Annotated in this window: 16 protein-coding genes and 1 pseudogene; 7 read left to right on the top strand and 10 right to left on the bottom strand. The window is 57.5% G+C overall.

Annotated elements, in window-relative coordinates:
* Positions 1–22 precede the first annotated feature (22 nt).
* Entirely contained in the window at positions 23–4,591 is a 4,569-nt protein-coding gene (locus MB02_RS10665; RefSeq protein WP_067536885.1) for an autotransporter domain-containing protein, read from the bottom strand.
* A gap of 439 nt (positions 4,592–5,030) precedes the next feature.
* Here MB02_RS10665 and MB02_RS10660 point away from each other — a divergent pair, with 439 nt between their 5' ends.
* Positions 5,031–5,246, top strand: coding sequence for a helix-turn-helix domain-containing protein (locus tag MB02_RS10660; RefSeq protein ID WP_067536882.1), 216 nt, complete (start codon positions 5,031–5,033; stop codon positions 5,244–5,246).
* Positions 5,247–5,267: 21 nt separating this feature from the next.
* Here MB02_RS10660 and MB02_RS10655 read toward each other — a convergent pair whose 3' ends face one another.
* Complete coding sequence (locus MB02_RS10655) at positions 5,268–6,029, bottom strand: helix-turn-helix transcriptional regulator (RefSeq protein ID WP_067536878.1); 762 nt, start codon at positions 6,027–6,029, stop codon at positions 5,268–5,270.
* A gap of 406 nt (positions 6,030–6,435) precedes the next feature.
* Between MB02_RS10655 and MB02_RS18205 the strand changes: the two are divergent.
* From MB02_RS18205 to MB02_RS10645, 3 genes and pseudogenes are all read left to right on the top strand, one after another.
* A pseudogene (locus tag MB02_RS18205) lies at positions 6,436–6,662 on the top strand (DDE-type integrase/transposase/recombinase); the annotation flags it as partial.
* A gap of 215 nt (positions 6,663–6,877) precedes the next feature.
* Positions 6,878–7,300, top strand: a complete 423-nt coding sequence (locus MB02_RS10650; protein ID WP_067536875.1) for a hypothetical protein — start codon at positions 6,878–6,880, stop codon at positions 7,298–7,300.
* On the top strand, positions 7,297–7,776 hold the full coding sequence (locus tag MB02_RS10645; protein WP_067536872.1) for a hypothetical protein: 480 nt from the start codon (positions 7,297–7,299) through the stop codon (positions 7,774–7,776). Before MB02_RS10650 ends, MB02_RS10645 begins: the two co-directional genes overlap by 4 nt.
* A 7-nt stretch (positions 7,777–7,783) precedes the next feature.
* On the opposite strand, the gene MB02_RS10640 is transcribed toward MB02_RS10645, so the two are convergent.
* The 3 genes from MB02_RS10640 to MB02_RS10630 all read right to left on the bottom strand — a co-directional run bounded on the left by MB02_RS10640 (position 7,784) and on the right by MB02_RS10630 (position 12,525).
* Positions 7,784–8,257 (bottom strand): hypothetical protein, encoded by a 474-nt coding sequence (locus MB02_RS10640; RefSeq protein WP_170304704.1) that lies wholly within the window; start codon positions 8,255–8,257, stop codon positions 7,784–7,786.
* Positions 8,258–8,417: 160 nt separating this feature from the next.
* A complete protein-coding gene (locus tag MB02_RS10635; protein ID WP_156495485.1) occupies positions 8,418–10,994 on the bottom strand; it encodes a serine/threonine-protein kinase in 2,577 nt (858 codons plus the stop codon).
* Between the two features lie 514 nt (positions 10,995–11,508).
* Positions 11,509–12,525 (bottom strand): hypothetical protein, encoded by a 1,017-nt coding sequence (locus MB02_RS10630; RefSeq protein WP_170304703.1) that lies wholly within the window; start codon positions 12,523–12,525, stop codon positions 11,509–11,511.
* 652 nt (positions 12,526–13,177) lie between these two features.
* Between MB02_RS10630 and MB02_RS10625 the strand changes: the two genes are divergently transcribed.
* Positions 13,178–16,099 carry a TonB-dependent receptor domain-containing protein gene (locus MB02_RS10625; RefSeq protein ID WP_170304702.1) on the top strand — a complete coding sequence of 974 codons (2,922 nt, stop codon included), beginning with the start codon at positions 13,178–13,180 and terminating at the stop codon, positions 16,097–16,099.
* A 31-nt stretch (positions 16,100–16,130) separates the two neighbouring features.
* On the opposite strand, the gene MB02_RS10620 is transcribed toward MB02_RS10625, so the two are convergent.
* From MB02_RS10620 to MB02_RS10605, 4 genes are all read right to left on the bottom strand, one after another.
* Positions 16,131–16,679 carry an ECF-type sigma factor gene (locus tag MB02_RS10620; RefSeq protein WP_067536856.1) on the bottom strand — a complete coding sequence of 183 codons (549 nt, stop codon included), beginning with the start codon at positions 16,677–16,679 and terminating at the stop codon, positions 16,131–16,133.
* Positions 16,680–16,964: 285 nt separating this feature from the next.
* The gene (locus MB02_RS17980) at positions 16,965–18,065 is read right to left on the bottom strand and encodes an OmpA family protein (protein WP_156495484.1); all 1,101 of its coding nucleotides are present in this window, start codon (positions 18,063–18,065) and stop codon (positions 16,965–16,967) included.
* Positions 18,066–18,497: 432 nt separating this feature from the next.
* The gene (locus tag MB02_RS10610) at positions 18,498–19,589 is read right to left on the bottom strand and encodes an apurinic/apyrimidinic endonuclease family protein (protein WP_067536849.1); all 1,092 of its coding nucleotides are present in this window, start codon (positions 19,587–19,589) and stop codon (positions 18,498–18,500) included.
* Positions 19,582–20,472, bottom strand: a complete 891-nt coding sequence (locus MB02_RS10605; protein ID WP_067536846.1) for a phytanoyl-CoA dioxygenase family protein — start codon at positions 20,470–20,472, stop codon at positions 19,582–19,584. Before MB02_RS10605 ends, MB02_RS10610 begins: the two co-directional genes overlap by 8 nt.
* Before the next feature lie 255 nt (positions 20,473–20,727).
* Between MB02_RS10605 and MB02_RS10600 the strand changes: the two genes are divergently transcribed.
* A complete protein-coding gene (locus MB02_RS10600; RefSeq protein WP_067536843.1) occupies positions 20,728–21,594 on the top strand; it encodes a helix-turn-helix transcriptional regulator in 867 nt (288 codons plus the stop codon).
* A 75-nt stretch (positions 21,595–21,669) separates the two neighbouring features.
* Here MB02_RS10600 and MB02_RS10595 read toward each other — a convergent pair whose 3' ends face one another.
* A complete protein-coding gene (locus MB02_RS10595; RefSeq protein ID WP_067536839.1) occupies positions 21,670–24,186 on the bottom strand; it encodes a TonB-dependent receptor in 2,517 nt (838 codons plus the stop codon).
* Positions 24,187–24,943: 757 nt separating this feature from the next.
* Between MB02_RS10595 and MB02_RS10590 the strand changes: the two genes are divergently transcribed.
* A complete protein-coding gene (locus tag MB02_RS10590; protein WP_170304701.1) occupies positions 24,944–26,173 on the top strand; it encodes an MFS transporter in 1,230 nt (409 codons plus the stop codon).
* Positions 26,174–26,242 lie beyond the last annotated feature (69 nt).

The following is a 26,242-nucleotide window of genomic DNA, read 5'->3' as shown; positions in this document are numbered from 1 at the left end:
TAACAGCACCTCCTCGATATCTTCAGAACTTGATCTGTATTCCGCCATCAAATTGTGTGCCGGTACCACTCCCGAACTCGCCCTGATAAGAAGCGAAGATCTTGATGCCATCGGCAAGTCTGGCGCTGAAACCGGCGCCTGCAGTCATCACGGTGGCCTTGCGTGGGGCACCAAAGACAGTGAAAGTCTCGGTCATGCCGGTAAAACCTGCCGTTGCCGTAACATGCTTTCCATCCAATTGCTGACGCACACCTGCCTGAATCCACGGCTCGAATGTCGCCTCCGCATTCTGGCCGCCACGCAGAACGACAGTGGCATCTGCGAAGGTAGCATTTGTCCGCTTCCTTTCGACATCGAGAGCGAATGCCGCACTACCGATCTCACTCGTCGCGCCGCGCTTCGTTGAAACGTGGGTCAGCCCTGCCTGCGGCTGCAATATCCAATTGGCGCCAACGGGCAGGGAATAGCTAATCGTCGCGTCCAGAACGAGGCTGTTCAGTTCATAGTCGGACGAAGAAACCATGCCGCCACCGGGAACGGAGCGATCAGTCTGTGCATCGCTCCAGTCATAGGCAATGGTCGCAGCCATGTTGAAGCCACCCGCTGTCAATTGCCCGTACAGGCCTGCAACCATCCCGTCGGCGTCGGTTCTCGAGTCCAATGCCTTGATGCGTTGCTGGCTATCGACGTAGCCAACAAATGCCGCCACCGAGCCGTTCCGGTTACCGAAACCGAGTCCGCCCAACAGGCCGTATCCGTCGCTTTTCGCACGGGAGGTGCCGAGCGTCGTATTGGATTTGAGCGAACGCCAGTTTCCGAAGCCGCTGACGAAGGCGAAGAGCCGGGCTTCGTCATGGGACGGCAAAGCGACGCCAGACCGCATTGCTTTTGATAGGCTTAGCCCATGTTCGACTCCAAGCTGGGAGGCAGTTGCATAGGGTTCGGGGCTCAACAGGCCGAATGCTGAGCTGCTGGCATAGCCATCAGCATCCAGCAGAACCGGAATGGCATCGAGCAAAGCGGAGCTGACATCGCCGGAGATGAGCAGTCCATTGACATAGTTTACCGCTGCGATCGCTTGCGGTCCTGTTCCCGAAGGAGCAACGAAGGTGCCGACCAACTGTAGCTGGTCGCTGGTCGTACCATCGACATACCGCAGGAAGCCCTGAACGGCTGACTTGTTCCAGTCCCCAACCGTGAATTCTCCGTCGATGCTGTCCGCAACGATCATGTCGTATGGCGTGCCGGGGGTCAGTGGGCGGTCTCCGGTCAGGTTCAACACGGCGCCCGGGGCAATCGAGAGATTACCGTCGATCAGCAATTGGTCGCTCTGACCGGGAGCGGGCACGAATTCGAATGTCGTTATGGAACCGCCGGCCAGCGAGACGTCGCCGATCACCGTCATCACGGCGGGGGAAGCGCCCGGCGACAAGGTGCCGCCCGACGCGACGGCAACATTGCCTATTACTGTCCCGGCACTGCCGAAGGTGCCAGCGCTTCCGACATTGACGTCTCCAGTAATCGTGGAACCCATCGCGCCAATTAGGCGGCCATTGTCGATGTCGATCTGATCGAAATTTGCGCTGCCCTCAACCTTTCCGACCCCACCATTGACAGCCAGCTTCTCGAAATTGGTGAACCGGCTGAAGTCGAGAATTTGCGGATTTTCGTCTGAGGTCGAACCGAAAGTGACCTGCAGACCGTCAGTGCCAACGCCGCCATCGACCGCTCCGCCAATGCTCCAGCCACTTTCCAGTACCAGTTCATCGTTACCGTCGCCAAGGTCGATATCGCCCCCAATGATACCACTGTTAGTGAGTTTATCATTACCAGCACCCGCAAAGATGCTGCCGGTAACCGTCCCATCATTCGAAAGCACATCGTCGCCACCAGTGGGTACGATGGTGGCCATTGGCGATACTGCGGTCTGTACAAAGGCTGGAGCAAGTGACGGAGCAGTTTCACCATCGAGCACGACATCCCCGTCTATAGTGCCCTGGTTCTGAATGTTGTCATTTCCAACCCCTGTCTGCACGTTCCCGGCGACCGTTCCCCCAGGCGCGTTGGTGAATGTATTGTCTCCACCTCCCAGATTTACGGATCCGTTGATTGCCCCCTGGTTCTGGACGACATCACTGCCGGAGCCGGCCGTCACATCATTGTTGATCGTGCCACCGGAGGAGTTGGTGAATGTGTTGTCTCCCTCTCCCAGGTCGACAGGGCCATTAAGTGTGCCGGTGTTATTGACGTTGTCGTTACCCGAGCCACCTGAAACTCCACCGCCGGTGCCCTGGGTTTCCAATACCTCGAAATTGAGAAGCTGGTCGTAGATGGCGAGATCCACCGTATCGTTTGCCGTGCTGCCGTTGAGATCAAGCACGAACGTGTCTGTCCCCGCTCCGCCATCGGCAATTCCGGTGAATGTTGCGTCCCACGCCTGGATGAAGGTATCGTCTCCATCGCCCAGATAGAGGTCGCCATCGACTATGCCGTAATTCTCAAACCGATCATTGCCGCCACGAAGAGCGATGCCCCCTTCGATCAATCCGGTTGAGCTATTGATGACAGAATCAGCGCTATCGCCGAACGTATCAATTGCCCCGCCCCAGATGCCCTCAAAATCAACATTGCCGGAATTTATGGGCACGAGAACCCCATTTGGCGTCGTCAACGATCCACCAGGACCGCCACGAATTGTGCCATGGTTCAAGATCGTGACGGCACTGTCGGCCGAAACAGCGATAGCCATGCCTCCGGTATCGCTGGGCTGGTTCGGTACAACCTCAATGCTGCCAGTCCACATATGTGCCGTGCCGCGTGCGTCGATCAATCCGCCCGCCTCATTGGTGATCGAAACACTGCCGTTGCCTTCCCCATCGGCGATGACGGCCAGCGCCACGGAATAGTCCAGGCCAATCTGACCCTGGGACAAGCCTGCTGTCGGAGGGAACGAGAGGTAGTTGCCGCCCGATGCGACGATGGAACCGCTGTTCCCGATTGTAACCAAGGCTTCTGCGTCCGCTGCAGCCGGCAGGCCCGAGCTCAGTTCTCCTGCTTCGAGTTCGATGAAGACCGCGCCGCTGGCATAGTCCGCATTGCTGATCGTGCCAGTGTTATTGAATACAAGAGCGGCATCCAACGTTGTTTCCTGGCGGATGCGAACCGTCTCGCTTGCCTCCGGATTTACGACTGCGCCATGATCACCGCGCAGAGCCTGGGTTATCGAACCGCTGTTCGTAAACGAGGTCAGGCTGGAATTGGCATCGAGGTCCACTGTTCCGACAATGGTTCCTTGATTGAGAAAGGTGAAAGTTTCCCCGTCGTTGATATCTTCGCCTTCTGGCGTGTCGGCCCAATCGTCATTTGAAAGTTCGACTGCCGCGGCGTAGTCGTCGCTCGTATCGGCGTTGATGTATCCCGAACTGCTGTTGGTGAAGCTCAAGATACGGCTAGTAACTTCCGCTTCGATCCCACCATCCAATGTACCGTTGTTGATGATCGTCACATTGTCGCTAACCGCATCCTCGCGTAGAGCAGCGGTCTGCGCGATTTCGAAATTGCCAAGATTGATCTCGACCGCACGATCAATATCGAACGGATTATCGCCGCGCTCGATTTCACCATCATTTGTGAACGTGAAATTGGAAGCCACGCCGGTCAGGGATAGCCCCCCCGATATCAGACCATCTTCGCCATTTTCAATTGTGACCGCGTTCAAGCCGGTCGCATCCACTGCGGTTGTAAGGCGAACCGCAGCAGTGGTTCCATCCTCAAACTCCGGTTCGAAGCTCGCAGGACGAGGCCCGTTTGCTGTCATCACAATGGTGCCGGTGTTGCGGAACAGGAAGTCTTTGTCCGCTGCGCCGCGAATGACGGTTCCAGAGGCGTGACTGGCAATGTTTATCTCGCCATTATTTACGAATGTTGCCGTCGCAATGCGAACATCACCATTGATTGCGCCGTTATTGACGAAACTCGCCAATTCGTTGCCAATTGGTATAGTATAAATTGATGGCTGACCGAGTTGTGGGTTCTGCCGCTGATAGGTGGCAAACTGCATGTTGTAGGTCGAGACCGCTGTCGGGATCACTTCCACCGGATAGGCAGTAGTCGTGTCGATCAGATTGATCTCCGCCTCATTCACGACATTCCCGTCACCCATGAGAATGATGGTTTCGCCCGTGCCAGTAAGTGTGAGTGTCGTATTTTCGCCGATAACTTCGTAACCTTCGAGTTCGAACGTTTCGGGTAGGTCATATTGACCAAGGGCAACTGACTGCGTGGCGCCATAGCTCTTCGTGTAAATGTCGAGCCCATTACCTGCGGTGATGGTATCCGTACCAGGTTCAGACGCGCGCAAGATATAGTTCGCAGTTGAATAGCCAGTGGTACCGAGTTGCACGCTGCCTGCCGTGCCACCTTCATCGACATAATAGATGCTGGACCCTGTGAACAGCCGAGGCACTGTATCGTTTACGAATACGTAGCCGTCGATTTCGCCAGCGTTGCGCACACCGAACAAAAGCGTGGAGTTTCCTTCGATGTTACTTTCAACCGTGCCGCCAGCTTGATTGGTGACATAAAGCGCCAAAGAGCCGCCCTGGCTGATAGCTGGAGCTCCGGTGATTGTGCCGCTATTTGTAACGATAGTTACATTTCCGGACGTTCCAACGATCGCCCCGGTATTTCCGGTATTATCGATAGTGCAGATGGGCCCTGAACTTCCATCTCCACAAGCTGACTGGGCCAGCGCGAATTGGGAAACAGATATGGCATAAATACTAATCCCGGCCAAAATCGCCTGGCGTGCTTTATTACGAATCCGCTTCATGATTCCCCCTAAATCGCGTTTTTCAGCGCATGCACTGATAATTTGAACTTAGCGGAACTAGTGGAGGCGGAGTGCAGAGAGCAATCTATGGAAATCCATAGGTAGCAGAGACTGATCAATCACTGCATAGGCTATTTTGGCAAACTTCTCTGCTGCAAATATAACACTCCCTATTTCTTGGAACTCGCGCGAAGCCAACATGTTGGACAAACCAAGTCTTTCCTCCAGAGAGCAGCAATGCCTTGAAGAAATTGCGCGCGGAAAGCGGGTTCAAGCTATTTCTGAAGCGCTCGCGCTTGCGCCAGTCACTGTGGAACTGCATCTGAAAAACGCCCGCATCAAATTGGGCGCTTCGACGCTTCCGGAAGCGGTGGCAATCGCTCTGCAACTTAGAGCGATTAATCCATATAAGTAGAGTTGGGTTGGCGCGGTTTTATCAGAGAGCAATATCGCCGAAAATCATGGCACGCGCGACGGCTTGCGGTGTCGTGCTGGCTCGCAGTTTCATCCGTGCATTCCGCAAGTGCATTTCTACAGTGACTTCGCTCAGCCTTAACTTTTCAGCAATTCTGGTGGTTCGTAGCCCTGTCGCGATATAGGCCATACAATCGCGTTCACGGCCCGTCAGTGGTTTTGCTCCAACCTGGCTTCGTCGCACCTCGCCAATAACGTGATGATGGAATATCGTGGCTGCTGTCGCGAGGATCAGATCCTTTTTGCCTACACATCCGAAGAATTCGCGTGACTGCAATGAAGATCCGATTGTCACTCCCGCAATAGGGCCTGTGATTCCCAATGGATCTGGGGCGATGACGTTGATCTGCGCACGCAGGCCTGCGTCAACGGTTTGCGCAACAACATCTCGCTCAAGAAATCCATCGACATGGGGCAAGACCTCTTCGCTCCATCTATATGGTGCAAGCCGTCCTTCACGCACGAAGCCTACATGCGGATCATGAAGATCAAGCCGCTGTTCGCCATAGTATGTGATCCATTCCGGGTTCATCGTTGAGATAAAAGTAACGGGGGCCTCATTCATATTGAATGAAATATTATCAAGAACCCCATAGTTGACCTGATCCGCGCCATAACGACCAAGGTACTTAGTCAAACCATCCCAACGGCCATTAAAATCAATGGCCTCTTCCATCACATCGCAGAAAGCAGCAACATCCAAACTGTCATCCGGTGAATTCATAATATTTTCCCACCTGGAAAGAGCTGCGATAGAATAATCAAACGAGCAGTAATGAAGCGGCGATCATAGCCTCGCTTGGCTCCGCCGACCATATAGACTGAGCAAGCAATTGCGGAAGCGCGGGTAAAGTGAGCAACTCTTTGGCTCCTGTCACGAATGCCGCCCCATATACCTTGGAAGGAGATGGTATGGAATTCAATGTGCTCAAGCTATTCTGAGTAAGCTTTGCGCGCGATGCGAACCATGGCTTGTGAGAATGATCACCACGCGTTGATCCGTTGCGCAGCATGGCGTCGATTACCAATCTCTTGCGAACTTTCTATTGGTCTCGCAGTGACCAGAACTTCGACAATCCGGGTTCCGAGCAAATCACGACTGGTGAAGCGACCGCGTATCGGCTTGAGCAGGTGAGATCCTGGAGAATTGCGTCACGAAGACCCAGTACAAAGCTGCGATGAAGGACCTTGGCTGCGAATAGAAGCAGGAGGTCGGCCTGTATGCCAATAACAGGATTGCGAACAAACATTTGCCGTTCCGGCGACGAGAACGCGCGATGCTGCGATTTCGACAGATGAAGTCGCTACAGACTTTTTTGCCTCGGTCCATGCCAATGCCCACAATCAAACACGTCAAGCGGCTTGGCCAGTCGGCATTGTCAAAGGGATGGCGCGACCTGCGGCGAGGTTGCTAAGCGGGGCTCGGGGACATGGCCCTGAGCGTAGCCGAGACTCAAAATATCATCGCGTGCAGATGCACACTGCTCCTGCTCAGGCCAATACGCCGGACTGGCGGAAACCCCGCGCATTTCCCGTTTTCCATTTTGAGACGATCAGCACCGGGGATTGCAAATGCGAAGATATACGATTCTTGTCGGCCTCGTGGGCGTCTGCACGTTGTCAGCCTGCGGCTCGCCCTCGGACAGCTCGCCAGCCAACTCGGAGACGCAAGGGCAGGAGAGGACCATCGCGTTGCCGGCTGATTTTCCCGCCGATATCGTGTTGCCGGAAGATGCCCGGCTGGTTCTCGCAAGCACACCCGTTCCGGGGGATGTCTTTATCGAAGGGCGCAGTGAGCAAAGCGCTGAGACTATCATCGAAGGCTTTGCAAGCCGCCTGGCCGACGCCGGCTATGTGCTGGCGGACCGCAGCCAGACCATCGATCCGCTTGAACTCTACTTTGAAGGCAAAAGTGTTGAAGGCGGCAATATTCGGGTCCGCGACGATGGCGGGGAGCGACATTTCATGCTCACCTATACGAAAGAGAGGCAATGATGTCGGTCTACGCTACGGTGAGAGGCGCCCTGGCGTTCATCCTCGCACTGTCAATCGCCGGATGCGGCGACGGAGCAAGCGATTCGCAAGCGTCCGGCGAGGCTCCCGCTGGCAACCAGATTGACGGTAGTCGCGGCGATGAGGGGCTTCTGGGACGCGTCAACCTTCCCCGGCCAGACTGGTTTCCCGCAGGCATGCCGTTTCCCAACGACGCGCATATCTATCTGGCGACGCACATCCGCCGCGACGACGAGCCGGACATGTTCATGCTGCAAGCAAATTCGTTCGTTGAACCGGTGTCCTATGCCCGCGCCTTCTACGATTGGGCCGAGGCAAAAGGTCTCAAGCCCGAGCGAGACAGCAGGTATGACTTGGTGGTCGGCTTCGATGGTGCGGACGGTTCCCCGGCCACGCTGCAAGTGCTCGCCAAGGATGGCTATACGCAGATCGTGATCGCCTACGCCGGACAGCTGTGATCGTGCTTTAGGGTGTCTGGACGATCCTGATGATCGTGTCCCAGCCATCGTCGGGAAAGGGCAGGTCGTACACAGTCAGCACGACCTTGCCTCTTACCCCCTCAGGGCCGGAATAGCTGAAGCCGAGCGCATCGCCCGGTAAGGCAGCCACTTCGTCATAGCCAACGTAGGGCAGGGCGCAGGCGTAGAAGGCGGCAATTTCTTGCGGGGCGCCCAGCGTCTTGAGTGTCACGTCGATGGAGCCTTCCGCACCCAAACCGCGTTCCATCTCAATCGTACCCGACGGAGCCGGCAAAGAAGCCGGATAGCCGGGCAGTTCCCACACGGCCATGTTGGCGCAATAGGGCGTGCCGGATGACAGGTCTGGCGAGGGGGCAGCGGGCACGGTGCTGCAGGCGGACGCGAACAGCGGCAGCAGCGCGGCAGCGCTGAGGGTGCGGCGCATGGCTGATCGTTGCCGTATCGAAATCCCATTGGTCATTTTGGCAGGCCCCTCGCAACTGTCTGACGCCAACGGGCTTGCCCGATGGCATATGGCGGGGCCGATGGATGGCAATCATGCCCTCCCTTGCGCCCCATATCATCCAACACGAGAAGGGTCGGCAAAGTCCGCCAGCCCACCGCCCCGATATGCACAAATGCTAGCGGGAAAGGCGGAGGAGAGCGGCGCGGCAGGGCGCGGCGTAGATCTCCGGCACCGACGATCCGGCGGTATCCATCGCTGCCACTGCTTCCCGCAGTAGCGCCCCCGCTGCCCGGTCCCCCTGTTCCAGCCGCGCCATAGCGATGCGGCATTGCGCGGTGGCAATCGCATAATGGCCCGCGGGCAGCGCGGTATGCAGGATCTCTAGCGCCTTGCCCGCTTCGGCCTCTGCTTCCGGCCAGCGCTGCTGGGCCAGACGCATTTGCGAATGCGTCAAAGCAGGGAACGCCCGCCGCGGATGGCCAGTTGGAAGATTGCGGGCGAAGCTGTGCTCGGCAATGTCGAGCATCTCTTCTGCTTCGTTGAACTGTCCCATGCGAACCAATATGGCACCCAGATTCTGCGCGACCTCGCCGGTGGTGATAGCGTCGGGACCATCACCGCTTGCGACTATATGATAGACGGCCCGCATTTCGCGCGCCGCGCCGGGAAGATCCCCCGCCGATTGCAGCGCCAATGCCAGGTTGTTGCGGTGCGAAAGCACTTCGGGGGAATTTGGCCCATACGCGGCGATCGCGATGTCGCGCGCGCGGCGATGCCAGCGTGCCGCTTCGCCCGCTTTCCCGGCATGTTCGGCGATGCGCCCCAGATCGGATAGCGGCAAAGTGAGGCGCGGATGATCGGGACCATAGCGCTTCTCCGCCAGTGCCAGCACCGATTTCACCTGCTTTTCGGCCTCGCCCCGCCGGCCAAGCCCGTCCAGCGCCCGGCCGATGCCCGATCCGGCCTCGATCCGCGCATTGTCGATATCCAGCGCTTCCGCTAGTTCGGCGATGCGGCGGAACAGCGCAAGCTGGGCCTGCCAGTCCCCCTCCTGCGACCAGGCGGCGAGCAATAGCGTTTCCAGCGCCGGCTTGTCCTCCGCACCCGCGTTATCGATGATGGCCAGGGCTCGCGCCATGTCCGCGCTTCCCCGGTCGGCATCGCCTCTTTCCATCGCCAGACGAGCCCGAAAGGCGAGCGCGGCGGCATAGTCGCTGCTGTCCGCGCCATAGGCCGCTTTGGCATATGCTTCGGCGTCGTCGGCTAGTTGTGCTGCCCGGTCGCTCTGTTCCGCGCGTCGGTGCAGCCGGGCCGCCCAGCCGCTGAGTTCGCTCAACAGCGCCGGATCGTCGGCCAGACGCTGCTTCGCGTCGGCAAGCGCTTCATCAATGATGGCAAGGCTTTGCGGGGAGACCGGACCAGTGGCGTCCAGCTCCAGTGGATCGGCCCGGCGGAACAGGTCGAGCAGCGCCTGCCGCCCGCGCTCGGCCCGGTCGGCGGCGAGCAGGGCTGCCTGCCGTGCACGATCGATGCGCCATGCGCCGATGGTCGCCGTTACGCCCCATCCGGCGAGCGAGACCAGCACCAACACCGCAAGCGCGGCGGCAAGCCGGTTTTGCCGCATGAGCCGCAGCACGGCGCGCGGCGCGCTGTCGGGCCGGGCCTCGGTGGCCAGACCTTGCCGCAGGCGGCGCAAATCGGTCGCCAGCGCCGCGGCGGAGCGATAGCGCGCGGCGGGATCGGGCGCGGTCGAGTGCGCGATGATCGCGGCCAGATCGGGCCCGGGCGCTTCCTGTGCGGTCAATTCCTCAAGCACCTTGCCGAGCTGAAAGATATCGCTCGCGGTGGTGAGCCGCTGCCCGTCATATTGCTCAGGCGAGGCACTGGCCGGGGTTAGCGCGGCAGCTTCCCCGGCGGCGCCGTCCTCGTCCAGCAATTGCGCAATGCCGAAGTCGAGCAGGCGCACCTTGCCATCGGCCTGCACGAGCAGGTGATCGGGCTTGATGTCGCCGTGCAGGATACCGCGTTCATGGGCCGCCTGCAGTGCATCGGCGCATTGCGCCACAAGGTCGAGCCGGGACTCCTGCGAGAGTGAATGATCCGTGGCATAGGTTGTGATCGGCCCGCCTTCGATCTGTTCCATCACCAGCCAGGGGGAGCCGGTGGCGGTTTCCCCGCCATCGATGATCCGTACCAGCGCCGGATGGCTGAGGCTCGCGAGCATGCGACGCTCGCGCAGGAACAGCGCCTTGGCCTCGGCCCCGAGATGTCCGCTGCGCAAGATCTTCAGCGCGGCATCCTGCTCGTACCGGCCATCGTCGCGCACCACAGCATAGACTTCGGAAAGGCCGCCCGAGCCCAGATGCCGCATCACGCGCCAGGGGCCATAATGGCGACCGATCCGCGGATCCTCATCGCGCGCGCGCGAAATTTCGGGGACCGCGGCTCCAAGCACGCGGTCCCGTTGGCTTTGCAACGCGTCGAACAGCTTGCGACTGCGCCTTTCGGCCGCGATCAGTCTGTGGGTGCGGAGAGCCAGTTGGGGTGCATCGGCGAAATGCCGGTCGATCCATTCGGCGCGTGCGCCATCGGGCATTTCGAGCACGACCTCGAACGCGCTATCGACGCGTTGACGGGCTTCCACACCCGACTGAGGCCCCAAATTGTCCGGCATTACCGAAGTCATTCTCCCGCTTTCGACGAGGCACGCGCCCCGGCACGCAATCGTGGCCGAAATTCGGACGTCGGCCAAGCGAGTCCTCCCTTTTCAACGTCGGACCGCGCGTGTTCCCGCCACATTTGGCGGCATAGCAAATGAGAGGGTGTTCTTCGCTCCGCCGAGATGTCGCGTTAGCTTCGCCCATGCCCCAAGCATCGTAGATCATCGCATGGCGGACTGGCGCGTGTCCCGGCCCTTTCGCAGCAGGGGCGGTTTGACAGAGCTTCACGGCGTGACTTTTCCGCGGGTAATTTATTCCTCGGCCAGGGCCAATATCCGCCGCAGGATCAGACCGCGGTTGTTCGCCGACTGCTCAGCGCTGGCTCGCCGGTCGGCGGCTCAGGACCGCACCTTCCTCGTCGTGCTTGCGGTCGAACGCGTGGCAAGCGTGAGCGCTCCGCACTCCTGCGCGAAAGCATGTCCTCGCTTGGACAACCGTGCGATGTTGTCCATTGCCCCTCGTCGTGTCTGTTCACCTTTCCCCGGAGACCGGGCAGGGGCAACAGGGCGACGCGCTTGGCAAGCCGAAGGTCCCTCCGGCGATAGTTCAGAATTCCCCGGCGACACCTATCCGCCCTGCGATATCACTCTTCCCGGCAACCGATGCCCCGACGGTTATCGCGAACGGGGTCTCGCTGGCCAGACGGTGAGCAAGGGACAATCCACCGGCCTGGGCCCCACGATAGGTCGCCAGATTGAAGGTATAGCTTGTCCTGCCAGCCTGGGAGGGCATCGGTGCTGCCGTCAGCGCCACCGCGACGGCGGTCCCGCGTTGGGCCTGACGCCGGTCGCGGTCCGTGACAGCATAGAGATCGTTGATTCCTGCCGTATTGGCCGCGATCCCCGCTGTGTTGTTTGCGATCGCCGCCGTATTGGCGGCAATACCTGCCGTGTTGACGGCGGTGGCCATCGTATCGGCGATAATATCCGCCGAGTTTCTTGCGATCGCCGCTGTATTAGCGGCAATACCGGACCTGTTGCTGCTGATATTGCTCTGCAACAGGACATCTGTTGCTGCGCGCTGGTCCGCCTCGCTAGCGAGCTGGCTTACATTGACGCCATCGGTGCCATTGATACCGTCGGCGACATTGACCAGCCGGCGTTCTCCGCCAACGGTGCCGATAGAAACAGTATTGCTCTCGAGCGCCTGCGAACCATAGCCGAGCGCCACCGAATTGGTGGCCAGAACAGCAGAAGCGGCACCAAGAGCGCTGCCGTGGCTGGACGTGACCGTCGCTGATCTGCCGACTGCGGTGGTCTCGATGGCACCGGCCGTGGCGGTCTGCCCGACGGCGGTCGAGCCGCCGAAGCCGGCGACAGCTGCCACGCCGACCGCAGTTGACTTGTCGGCTTCGGCCCTGGCGAATCCGCCGATGGCGGTTGAACCGCCACCGCTGGCAACGCTGTCGGCGCCGCATTCGGTTGAGTTCACTCCGGCACCGACATTGCATTCGGGAGTGTTATCGGCATGGGCCGGGCTGGCGAGAAGCAATGAGAGCACGCTGCCTGAGAGGGTTATCGCAAGCATGGCCTGCGAGCGAAGAAAAAGGTCGCATTTCGCCATTATTGAAGTCCTTCTATTGCTGATGGGGTGATGGAACTTGACGGCCGACAGCGCCGACATGCGCCGCTGGCCGGCCCCTGAGGAGTGGTGTCATGCAAAGGAGAACGCAGCTCCGTGGCGGTTCCCGCCAATCGGGCCATGCAGAATTATTCGCTGGAACCAGGAGGCGAAGGGCACCGCGTCACAAGTAGGGCTCCAAACCCCCTCCTGCCGCAGGGCAAACATATGGACCTTTACGTGCTCGGTCCCTCGCAAGAGGCGATCCGAAGACAGGCTGCGGTTTGTTGGAGAGCGTATCTGTGTGCTTTCCATGTGGTCCGAAGCCACGACCTTTGATTTCAATTGTCATGATTAGCGGGTGGCGGCGATGCCCGGGTCTCAGGCTCGTTCGCCCATCTCCGACTTAAAATACAGAACACGCCCTTGGCCATATTGACGATCCTAGGCCTTTAGTTGAAGGCAAGAATATCGTTACGAGCGATATTTTGCCTGCTTGGGTGAGTTCAAGGGCATAGCAGTTGCTCCATTAGCCAGGAGGCTGAAAATCTGCACTAAAATACATATGTTTGGTGCTGCCGGGCCAGTATTTCTGTCTGCTGTCTTGTTCGCATTTCCCGCTTGCGCTCAGGTCGGCGACGATGAAACGAAGATCATGCCCAATCATTCGGCGGATTTGTTGGACCCAACCATTATCGTCACCGGTTCCCGCATTCGCCGGGACGGTATCGATACACCTGTTCCTGCGATCGTGGTCCGTTCGGAAGACGTGGATGCACTTGGCATCACCAATGTCGGCGATGCACTCAACATGATCCCTGGGTTCGGCCCCCCGTCGAGCAGCGCGGCCGGCGAACAGAAGGGCAGCTTCGGTTCCGGTCACAGCTTTGTCGACTTCCTTGGGCTTGGTTCTCAGCGCACGCTTACCCTTGTCGATGGACATCGTTTCGTGAGCTCGAACACGGCCACCATTTTCGGACCCGCCGAAGCAGGCTCGCAGGTCGATCTCAATACGATTCCTATGCTGATGATCGATCGAATCGAGACAATCGCCGTAGGCGGCGCTCCTGTTTACGGTTCAGACGCGATCGCCGGCACCGTGAACATTATTCTCAAGGATCACTTCGAGGGCATCAAGCTCGATACACGATATGGCATCACCGAAAAGGGCGACGCAGCGGAATATCGGCTCGCGGGCCTCGTCGGCACGACCTTTAGCAATGATCGCGGAAACATTCTGGCTTCATTCGAATATAACCATTCCAATGGCCTCACTGATGCGGATCGCAAGCGCACGGCGCGCGGTCTGTATTTCGTTTCGCCGAACGATCCTGATTATCCCTACGATAATCAGCTGATTGAAGATCGCCGGATTTCACTGATCAGCCCGTTCGGAATGCCACTTACTAACGATATTGTCCCCGGCGATCTTGGACTGATCGGCCGTCCGGGCACCAATCGGAGTATCAAGGATGCGGCTGGTAACGCTCTCGCATTCAACGCCGAGGGCGAGCTTGTACCAATCGATTTCGGGGACAGACACGGCCTCGTCAACTCATCAGGCGGCAATGGTTTCAGCCTGGTGCCCGTCACCAACCTGTTGAGTTCGGTTGAACGCTATGTTGGGACGGTTCGTGCCAATTACGAGCTCAGCAATGAGCTCACCGCGTTCATCGATTTCAATTATGCCCGCTCGAAGGGTACGCAGCTTCGTGAACAGCCCGCCTATAACAGCTGGCTGTTCGGTTCAGCGGGCGATCTGGACGGTAATCTGATCATTCCGCTGAGCAACCGTTTCCTCACCGACACTGCGCGCGCGACGATCTCCGAAAATCTGGATTTCGATGAGGACGGGGTGGTTGATCAGGATTTCTTTTATATGGCGCGCGCCAGTCCCGATCTGCTTTCAGGCCGCGGTACGGCGACGGTCGAGCTTTATCGGGTTGTGGGCGGTTTCGAGGGTGAGTTGGGAACCAAGGATCGGGCGTTCCACTGGAATGTTTCCGCCAATTACGGTCGTTCAAAAACTGTCGGGGCGAGCCGTGAACTCGTGCAGCAGAATTTTCTGAACGCGTTGGCAGGATGCCCGGAGAACGCCGCGAATTCGCCTATCGCCACGATCAGCAGCGTTTGCGTGCCATTTAATCCGTTCGGCAACCAGAACGGTCAGGCCGTGAAAGATTACGTCACGACGATTGCCCGTCCCAAGGAGGTCAACGATCAACTGGTGATCAGCGCCAATGTCACGGGTAGTCCATTCGCCATATGGAGCGGTGATGTCCAGATATCCGTCGGTTATGAGCATCGCGCTGAATCGGCCAGCTTTGACCCAGCCACCTTTTTCTATGGTTCGGTCGACCCCGCCGACCCAACCGGGAGCAGACTGCGATATGGCAGATCGGTCCCGATTGATCCGGTTTCAGGAAAATTCAACACTTACGAATTTTCGGGTGAGGCCCTGATCCCGCTCGTCTCACCGGGGATGGACATTCCACTGGTTCACGCGCTCGGATTCAGCGGCGCGGTTCGCTATATCGATCATTCGCTGACAGGCGACGACCTGAGTTGGACCGCCGGTGGACATTGGCAACCGATCGAAGACGTGTCGATCCGCGGCAATTTCACTCGCTCTATTCGGTCGCCCGCGATCACCGAATTGTTCAATCCGACCAGTTCGATTTTCGCGCGCGCGCCCGATCCGTGCGATGCCCGCTTCATCAATGGCGGCCCCGCTCCTGCGGTCCGCAAGAAGAACTGCACGGCTGACGGCCTGCCTGCCAACTTTACTTCAAACATCGTAGATGTGGCGACCAGGGGATCGCTTTCCGGCAACACTGACCTTGCCAACGAAAAAGCCGATAGCTGGACGATCGGTGTGGTTCTCCGGCCGCGCTTCGCGTCGGGTTTCAGTCTGTCGGTCGATTGGGTCGATATCTCGCTCAAAGGCGCGATTCTCTCGGTCGACCCGGAACAGACGCTTGAAGCATGCTATGATGCGTCCACTTTCCGCAATATGGCTTGCGATAAGATCGATCGCGATGCTTCCGGACAGATCGAGTTCATCAGGACGGGGTATCTAAACGCCGCCTCTTATGATTATCGGGGGCTGATTGCGGATTTGTTTTATCGGATCAACACGCCATTTCTTGGTCAAGATAGCCGAATAACGCTGCAAGCCAGCTACCAGTATATCGATCAGCTTGAACAGCGCATTGGCAAAGGTGATCTCACCACGCTGCGAGGTGGAATCGGTTATTCCAAGAATCAGGCGCTTGCTTCGATTCTGTATCAGAACGGCCCGATCGACTTATATCTGCAAGGTCGATATATCGGCGCAGCGGTGGTCGATCCCGACGCGGATGAGGCGACCTATGACCATTTCAGAATCGATGACACGGTAATCTTCAGGACATCGCTTGGCGCGCGGATCGCCGACAACCTGAGCCTGCGCTTGGTCGTCAACAATCTATTCAACGCTAAGGCCCCATATCCGGTACCGGCCGCCGGTGGAGTGGTAACCTATTTCGACGGGATTATTGGCCGCTCTTTCAAACTGAGTGCCACCGTCGATTTCTGATGTCGGACGATATTTCGGAAATCGCTATTCCTTAAGGCTGGAATTCTTCGCTGAGATAGGCGCGCGCGCGCGCCCATTGTCGCTCGACCGTGCGCACCGAGCGCCCAAGCGCGTCGGCGGTTTCCTGAGTGGTCAATCCCCCGAAAAAGCGGCATTCGACTACCGGCTCCAGTTCGGGTGCATGCACTGACAGCACCTCCAGAGCCTCATCCATGGTGAGCAGCGCATTCATCGATGTCGTCTCGGACACCAGGCACTCGTCAATATTGAGGTGCACCGCTCCGGCCCCGCGCTTGTCAGCTGCCTTGCGCCGTGCGTGATCCACCAGGATCTGCCGCATCGCCCGAGCGGCCGTGGCAAGGTAATGATTGCGGTCGTTGAACCGCCGCTCTTTATCCCCCGCCAGTTTCAGCCATGCTTCGTGAACGATCAAAGTCGTGTTGAGCGAGGGTGTCGAGGATTGCCGAGACAACTGGCGCGATGCGATCCTCCGCAACGCATCATAGGTCTCGGCGAGCAGTTCCTCCGAGAGGCTGAGCTCGCTATCCGTTTCCTGAAAAGAGTTTGGGCGGCTGGTCATCGCCCTATTCTCTATTGCTTGATTTGCTTTTGTTTCAAGAAATATATGTCAGCGCTAACTTTTTTGCCCAAGCACGATAGCCCAAAAATCCCTCACATCCAGCATATTTACAATAATAAACAAGGCAATTTTATATTAATTAGGCAATATACTATGTTAATCAAATAATTAAAATACTACCGCGCTTTCTATAAAATAATTAGAAGATATTCTGTAATTAATGGAATTGAAATTTATTAGCTAAGTGCGATGATTCCCGACTGCTGGACGAGATCCTGATAATCGTCACCGTCGGACGAGCATGACCCGGCGGTTTTTCGCTCTTCCTTCATCGGTCGAATTACTGGCGATCGGATCACTGCTGCCCTTGCCGATGGCGCGCAGTCGCTGTCCATTCACGCCACGCGCAATGAGTGCATCACGCACCGCTCCGGCGCGCCGAAGGGAGAGAGCCTGGTTGTTCGCCACGCTGCCCGTGCTGTCGGTATGGCCTACGATATCCATCGTCAGTTGGGGCTCCGAGGCCATCAGCGATGCCACGACGTCCAGTTGCGGGCCCGATTCAGGGCGCAGCGTGTAACGTCCGGTGTCGAAGAACACGCCCTTGAGATTGACCTCCCCGCTGCGTTCCAGTTCGGCGGCCATGGCCGAGGGATCGACGCTCACCATGTCGGCATCCATTTCGTTGGTCTGCAGGATGTGGATATTTGTCCGGCCAAAGCCACTGCCTTCGCGGTAAACCAGGATCGAGACATAGGCGGTGCCGTCATTATAACGCAGCTTGCCGGTAAAATAGCGCACGTCCGTACCATAGGCGATCATACCATTCGCGTCGCGGATGTTTAGGATCCAGCTCTTGGCATTGGGCACTTCGTAATCGACCTTAAACCCTCGCGCATCAAGCGCATTGCGATAATTGCGGATCAATTCCAGCGTCGAGCGCCCCCGGGGATTATTGTAAACCAGCCGGGTCAACGCCCCTTCGAGCATCTGGATTTCGGCGTGACGCGTCCTGTCCATGCCAATCACGCGCGGATAGTCTGTATAGTCCTGATAGTTGCGGCTCTGCTCTACGGAGCCGGGATAGGGTGAAATGAGGGCGCTTGGGCCTGAGGTGAGGTCTGCCGAAGCCTTGCCGCCACTCGCTGATCCATTATCGCCCTGTTGGGCGGCACACTCGGCCTCCCCCAAAACGCAGCGAGTGGCTTTGCGCGTTTCTTTTTCCGCCTTCCTGGCAACTTCCGATTCGGCGGCCCGCTTCACTGTCTTCGTGATCTGGCCGAACAGCCCCTGCGCCGACGCCTGGCTGGGCACGATGCCAATGGCGGCCAGTACCGCACCTGCTGCGATAATATGTTTGTGACGGACGAATAACCGAAAAGCCATGCTGGCGTCTCCCTTGTGATGACCGGCGCAAAACACCGCATGCAGGGATCAACGTAGACTGCCGGGGAAATCCGCCACCATTTTCGCACGCCGTGGAACGGCATTCACGGATGGGGCGGGACGATGACGTTTCCATGGCCGTGGATAGATCATGGCAGGCTTTCATCTTCCGCCAGGAGTGGGTGCCTTATTGTGTTTTACGAAATCCATTTGCATAGCAGGCGGACGCAGCAAATTTGCATGATGCTGGACTGCCTTGTCAGAGGGATGGCGCGACCTGCGGCGAGGTTGCTAGTCGAGGTGGATGAGCGCAGCCAAAAATCCTTACCGCTACTTCCATCCATCGCCAGATATCTGATCTTTAGCCTATTCATTCGACTCACCATGAACGATATAAATGGCTAATCTGGGCCATTTGTCTGGCTTTGATCGCTAAGGCAGGCTATCTGCCGCCCGCACCTTTTTTGGCATCGAAGTTTTTTGCGAACTGCTCCCGTTTGTCGCTGGGGGTGTTAGTTCATTGCGGCTCAGGCGTTCCCATTCTGCCCTGATCCATGTCGCGCATGCGATGTTGTTTTCGAAAAGAGAATACTTCGCTCCACCTCCGTAGTCCGCGAAGGGAATGAACTCGGTAGAGATGGTTCCAAGCCTGCTTCCCGGCGTGTTTGCGTGATGCTGCAATAATTTGCTGATCGCGAATTTCCACGTTTCCAGCAAGCTCTCGTCCCATTCCGAATGCCATTGCCCCGCATTCGGCCGGATGAAGGGATACTGGAGGGCGAGGCCGGGCCTTCCATCCAGACCGGCCATCCACTGATTGCGCGGACCGTTCGGGACCGCGGAGCGAGCATGTGCGTGGCGGACAAGGCCAGCTTCGATCCAGTTCCGGCATATGTTACCGTTCGAAAACGGGTCGAGCGTGATCGCGCCGGCCTCCACCTCAGAGCGGATTCCCATGGTCTCCTGCGCGTCCCTGTTGCGGATCGCAAAAACGATATGGCTGTGGTCGAGAGTAATGTTGAATTTCAGACCTCGCCGCTCAACCAATTCTGCCACGCGTTGAACACGGGAAAATTGCTCGGACCACATGCCAACGTGGACTTCGAAGCAAGGGATGGTTGCTGATGTACTACCCCATTCCATCGCATCCAGATAGATTTCGGCGATCTGTTCGTCCGTGACGAGTTCCCCTTGGCTGTCCCGGGAAAGTACCTGAACATTATGAACACGCGCGCCAAACTCCCGCCCAAGCTCCAAATGCTGTCTGAGAAGCTGCTCGTCCTTTCCAAGGACGTAATAGTACCCGCCTGCCGTCAGAGGAATGCCATGCCGTTGCACGGCATCGCGATAGTCCGTAATCTCATGCGGTTCAGGAGTTTTGTCGATATAATCGAATACGTTGGCATCTTGAACCATACGAAAACGCTGGTCGATCGGAAATTCACCCGGAACCGTATGCATGATCCCAAAGTCAGAAATACCGATTAACAGCTCCTCCTGGCGGCCTGCGTTCTTCTCACTCATTCCGGGCGCCAGTAGCCTGTGTGGGCCATACTACAGGGCAATCAGGATGATCGAGGATATCTTCTTCTTTGACTGACTGGTGATGGGACTTGAGCGGAACGCCCTTGCGGAAGTGGTATCGGGCATCATCACCGCAGTAACGCACCGAAATCGCTCGCCGACGGGTATCCTTCGATGTGTTACCGTCCGCACCGTGGATGGTCCGTGCATGATGAACGGTCATATCGCCCGGTTCCATGTCGAAGCTGATGATTTCTTTGCTACGGTTATCCTTGTGGAAGTTCGGAACCGCTTCGCCCTCGGTCCCTGGCATCAACAAGTCGGTAATAAAGAAGTTGGGCCGATATTTTTTCTTCCACAAGTGACTGCCAGGCACGAATTTCAGTGATCCGGTGTCAGCCCGGACCGGATCGAGCGGCACCCACGTCGTGCAGATCTGATGTCCTTCGACGTGGAAATAGGAAATGTCCTGATGAAAGGCGGTTTTCTCCAGGGCACCGGGTTCCTTCACGAGAACGCTGTCTTCGTACAAGTTAAGCCGCGTGGCCTTGAGAAGAGCGGCACAGATCTTGGCAAGGGGAGAATGCAACGCAAACTCCCGAAAATCGGGCAGGTGCTGCCAGTGATCCTGGCTGCTGTAAAACCGACCGCGCTGTTCACCGGAATCCAGCAGAACTTCGGCCCCGGCTGCCTGGGCGACATCGGTTCCGTATTCGGTGTAATCGAAACACTCTGGCGATTGTAGCCAGCGATCGACGGCGAGCTGCATTCGCTCGATCCAATCCCGCGGAATGATTCCGCGCAGGCAGACAAAGCCATCGCGCCAGAACATATCGATTTCGTCCTGTGTGATGGAACGCAGTGGGTCAGCAAGGCCAGCCATTGTCTCCGCAACTCCGAATGGAATTTTGATAATCTGTGTGGTTCAGAAGGGTTCTATGGGTGATGAAGACTTCTTCGGAAGGGTTATGACTTTCCCATTCCGGCAATTGCTTTGCCCGCATTGCTGATCCGGTCCGGGTATGCGTTGCCGGGACGGGCTGGACCGTATAATTTGATTGTTGTTGCCGCGGGAGAGACGATCAGACCACCACAGGAAACTGCGGTCGGAACGTCCGGTTTTGAGAGGAGCCAAAGCATGGCCCAACTGGAGAGCACGACAATCCGCAACTGGACTGCCGGTGTCGTCGAGGTCGAGTTGTGCAGCTTTACACCAACACAATCAGTGACCGATTATACGAATGGAAGACGGGCAATCCTGGGCCTCTCGCTGCCGCCATACCCCCACCGAAGGAAAGCCTGCTATACCGAACTTGGGGCTGCTTTTTTCGATATCGGCAACATCGTCCTTACCCCGCCCGGTGCCGACTGCCGGTTCTCTGGAAGCAATAGCCGCAGCTTTGCATTTCGCTGCTATTTCGATCCGGCGATCTTCAAAAAAGTTACCCGAACGCCCGATGTGTGGTCGGAAGGCCTGCTGATGAAGACGTTTGATATCGCCGGTCACGAGGGGGCACGGATCGATTTCCTTCTGAGGCAAATGGTCCGTGAAGTGGAAGCGCCGGGGTTTGCCTCCGAAACGCTGATCGAAGGTCTGGGATTGTCGGCACTGGCGCACCTTTCGCGGCACTTGAATGGTGATGAACGTGATGCAGGCCCCGTACGTGGGCAACTCAGTCCCGCACAATTGCGGCGGCTCGAACACTTTGTGGAGGGAGTAAGGGGCCGAGCGCCCACGATCACCGATCTGGCGCGCGAATGTGGAATTGGTCCCAGGCGCTTCACAACCTTGTTCAAGGCGGCCACGGGCCAGACAGTGAAAGACTGGATGGGCAGTCGGCGCATGGATCTGGCGCGCAAGCTCCTTGCTGAAACCGACATGCCGCTCAAGGCAATTGCTTACGATCTGGGGTTTGCGAACCAGTCTGTGTTTTCAACTGCCTTCCGCCTGCGCGCTGGCATGTCGCCCCGCGAATACCGCAGGGAATTGCGGCATTCGCTTTAGCCAGCGGGAGGCGCAGCCAAGATGGAAAGGACGCCCCTTAACCAGAGTATGCTTTCCATTGGTCGAGTGCGTGAGTCAGAAGCTGTACTTGACCTTCAAGCCATACGTTCTCGGCTCCCCAAAAAGGGTTGTGCTTGCGAGCAGGTTGTTGAAGCTGTTGGAATTCATTGTCCGGTACAGCTTGTTGGTCAGGTTGTTGGCAAACACCGTCAGATCCAGCCCAGTGCCACCGATATTGCGCAGCGATGCCGAGGCATTGAGCAGGCCATATGGCTCAAGCTCGGCGCCTGGCTCCGTCGAACTGTCCCCGGATGGCATCACGTTTTGCGACGCGACGTGGAAATAGCTGACATAGAGTGACAGATCGCCCAGGTCTTGTCCCAGTGTCATGTCGTAAGAACCGTAGACGCTGTACATCGTTGGCGTCACGAACTGGAATGGATAGCAGCTGAAGTCCGCGACCTCACCGTATTGCTTCAACCCATTGCAGGCCTGCGTGGGGCTGAACACCACAGCCTTGAAGTCCCGGTAATCGGCGTTGGTGCGACTGAAGGTGCCACCCAGTTCGAGGCCCGGCAGAGGACGGATCGACCCTTCGATTTCCACGCCTCGGATACGTGCTGTCGCGGCAAGGACTTGCGCGCCGCTCGCCCCGGTTTCGGGATTATAATCGCCTTGCGGGCGTTGAATGTTGAGGTAATTCGAATGGTAATACGTGACGTTGAGCCGCACCGGCATGCGACCAAGTTGGAAGTCCGACTTGAAACCAGCTTCGTATGTCGTCAGCTTTTCAGGTGCGAAAGTGCGGGTTTCTTCGCGGACAGCGTAGGTGTTGAAGCCTCCCGCTTTGTAACCGCGGCTGACTTTGGCATAAATCAGGATGTCCTTGATGGGCTTGTAGTCGACCCCGAAAGTCCATGTCGGTGCCTTGCTCTTCAGGGTATCGCTGAATTCACAGAGTTCACGCGCGTTGGCGGTTGGGACGTCTCCCAGTGTATTGCCTCCAATCAGGCAGGATGAGGTTTCCGTTAGCGGATCTGGGGTCCAGCGGGACACGAAGCCCTTGATGGTATCCCAGGTATAGCGGTAGCCTGCAGTCAGGCGCAGACTGTCGAGTGCTGGAGAGAATGCGCCGAGATCAAGGGTCGTCTGCCCATAAAAGGCGTCGGACTTGTTGCTCACCCCTTCGTTCGAAAGGGTAGCGGAGCAAAGCCCGGTGTAGAGTGCGGGGCAATATGTGAGCTGCACAGTGCCCCATTCGCTTTCCGGCTTCGCGTTGAAGTGAAAATAGCCGGCAGTGAATTGCAGCTTGCTGTCCAGCGCGTTGCCCTGAATCTGGAACTCTTCGGTAAACTGGCCGATCTCATCACGCGGGTAATTCCATGTCGGTGCGATGGGATTGTATCCGGCCAGGGGAATTCCATATCCGGCGAGAAGCGGGTCGGTTACAGTGGGAAATCCGGCGTTCTGGTTCAGTTCGTACTGTTGCAGTGGCGTGCCATCCTGATCGGCGGCATAATCGTCCTTCAATCGCTGATAGCTGATGATATTGCGCAGTTTCAGGTTATCGCCCAGCTCGATATCGGTGGAGTTGATGACGCCCCACAGTTCGATTTTGCTGTAAGCGTCGACACTCAAGCGTGTTTTGCGGGGTCCCTCGGCTGCGGCACGCGCACTGATATCGGTGTAGGCGGAACAGTACGTCGCAAGGTTGGCCGGGTCTTGGAAATTCGGAGTGTCGGAACAGAAGCCATAAGCGCGCAGGGCGGCCATGTTGAAGCCCTTGTGGATGAAGCCCGAACCGTTGTTTGATGATTTGGAGCCGAAGATGAGCGTATAGTTCTCGATACTCTCAGTCGGCCGAACAAGAATGCCCAACTTGCCGGAATACCAATGAACGTCGTCGCGATTCTTGTTGAAGCTGAGGTCGCGGGTGAAGCCGTCACGATCCATGAAGGCGCCTGCGGCCCGGATCATCAATTTGTCGTCGATGATCGGAATATTGATCGCGCCTTCCACGCCGCGCAGGTTGAGATTACCGACAGAGCCCTGAATATAGCCTTCAACCTGGTTGACCGGCTTGCGGGGCATGAACAGGACTGCCCCGCCAGTGGTGTTCCGCCCGAACAGAGTGCCTTGCGCGCCGGCCAGGATCTGGACGTTCTCAACATCAGAGAATAGTCCCGGCGCGCCCTGCAGATTGAGCGAGACCGATGCGACCAGCGGCACCTCGGATAGATATTGCGCCACGGCGGGCGAAGACAGGAAGCCGGTGGACTGACCGCGGATCGAGAACGATTGCACATCACGCGTGGCCTGCCCCTGATTACCCACAACCAGCGATGGGGCCATGCCATAGAGGTCCTGGGGCTCATTGATATCGAGCTGCTCCAGTTTTTGGCTGGAAATCGCGGTGATCACCACTGGCACATCCTGTGCCCGTTCTTCACGGCGTTGCGCGTTGACGATGATTTCGCCCGCTGAAATACTTGGTTCGCTCCGGCCTTCCTGAGCGAACACTGGAGACGTAACAGCCAATGCTGCAGTGCCGCAAAGGCAGCGGACGGAAACCTTGCTTCGGCTCACTCTCATTTTTTTGCTCCCCATCGATCCTCTTGAATTGCCATGCACACGGTATTCAAACCCGATCGTATGGGTGGAAAATCCCTTTCGATTTCAGGAAAAGATGTGGCTCCCAATGAGCATGACCACGGGGGCACATCACTTTGTCGATATCATCGGTGCTGGTCGATTACCTGATGAGGCATTGTCAGAGCAAAAGAGCCTGATGGGAGATGTGACCTCGTTAGGGTGTGGCCATTGAGCTACTCCCCGTCTTTTGGGCAGGATCTGGCGTAATTTAAGCTACTCGTTGCACCTGCTGATCGGGTTGGTTGATATCATTTCTCTGCCAGTAGACCAGCGCCGGTGGCTTGCCCCGAGGGCCGAGTGAGGGCGCTGGTGGTTGTAGAAGGTCATCTCGTCGACAGACATACAATGCCCGCCGCTCAGCTGCCTTCGCTGAGTGGCAAAAGCTGATGGCTTGAGTACGCGCTCTCAAAGACCAACATTTGTCAAACGGAGACAAGTTGTCATCCGACTGACAGCACCGCCAGAACCTGGCCCTTGTTCAAATATTCAGATTGGGGTGGGGTTTTCCTGGCTTCCTCTACGCGCTGGTCGTCAGCAGCTTGCCGCTATCGCGGCATATCCGCTTTAGAGTCGTATCGCCTCTCCATTACTACACGTCATATTTACAGGCATAGATATGCATTAGACGACGGGTGTGTGCCCGTTACTATATCTCCCGCTGCCAGGACTATAGATCCTGAACCGGGGAGAGTGTTGCGTGAATATTGGAAGCGGTCCCCAGTCTGCGCAACGGACCATGCCGAATACGACTATTGCAGGTCGCCCCGGTATCGCATTCGTATGCCTTTGGGCAGGCGTATTGAATGCAACCGCAACTGCTCCGTTATCACCGGCTTTGCCCGCAATTGCGAATGAGTTGGGCGGAGGGGCCGATGGATCCTTTGTCGCGCAAATGATCCAGACGATTTCCGCGATTGGCATGATCGTGGGTGCTGCATTTGCCGGATATGTGAGCGAGTGGCTTGGCCGTCGTCTGGTCATACTGGCCGGAGCAGTCATTTTTCTGGTCGCCGGTTGTGCCGGACTGGTCCTGACAGATCTGAATCTGCTGATTGCAAGCCGAGCTTTGACCGGGGTCGCATCGGGGGCAATGCTGGCCACCAGCTATGCCGTCGTCGGTGAGCATTTCATCGGGGACGCACGCAACAGGATTCTCGGCTTTTGCGGCGGGGCCGGGGCGTTCGCAGCGCTCGTTCTGCTCAATATTTCAGGGGTAATGGTCGATGCGCTGGGATGGCGAAGCGTCTTCGCCCTCTATCTGCTCGGCATTGTGATCATCCCCTTTGCATTTTTCTCCATGTACAAGGGCACTGTTCCCAAGACGGACGATGCCCCTCTCGGGTGGATGCCAATTCTCCGTCTCTGGCCTCTGTGGCTGCTCCAGATCGGCTTTGCGATCGGCGTCTATATGTCAGTCATCCAGGTTCCCTTCATTGCGGCAGCCAAGGGCATATCCAACGCGTCGATGATTGGCCTGCTCGTTGCCACGACATCCGTTTCGGCCATGTGCGTTGCGCTGCTTTACGGAACCATACGGAGATTTCTGGATGTGAAGGGAATGTTCGTTCTCATATCCATGGCATTCGCGGCAGGCCTGCTCATTTGTGCGAAATCCAACGGTCTTCTGCCCTTTTTTATTGGAACCGTGGTTCTCGGCTTCGGCGCCGGTTCGCTTGAGCCGACGATCATCTCGCGCGCCTTGCATGAGATTCCCGAGCGTCTGCACGATCGTGCGGCGGGCACTGCGATTTCCACCCTGTTCCTGGGGCAGTTCCTGAATCCAATCGTCGTTTATCCGCTGGTGGCTGCTGATGGGGTAGCCTTTGCGACAACAGTTTTCGGCCTGATCTATGCGGCAGTGGGCGCGCTGTTTTTGCTGGCGATCGGGATGGGCAGGCGGCGCACCCTGAATGCCAGGCTGGCCTAACGGTCGCACAACGCATGCCCGATCCAGCCGCCGCGAAGGCGTTACGACAAACACATGCCGACAACCGTT

The organism is Croceicoccus estronivorus, assembly GCF_001625325.1.
GTDB classification, from domain to species: domain Bacteria; phylum Pseudomonadota; class Alphaproteobacteria; order Sphingomonadales; family Sphingomonadaceae; genus Caenibius; species Caenibius estronivorus.
Note: the sequence above shows the minus strand (reverse complement) of the source record. Positions and strands in the feature narration are given on the sequence as shown.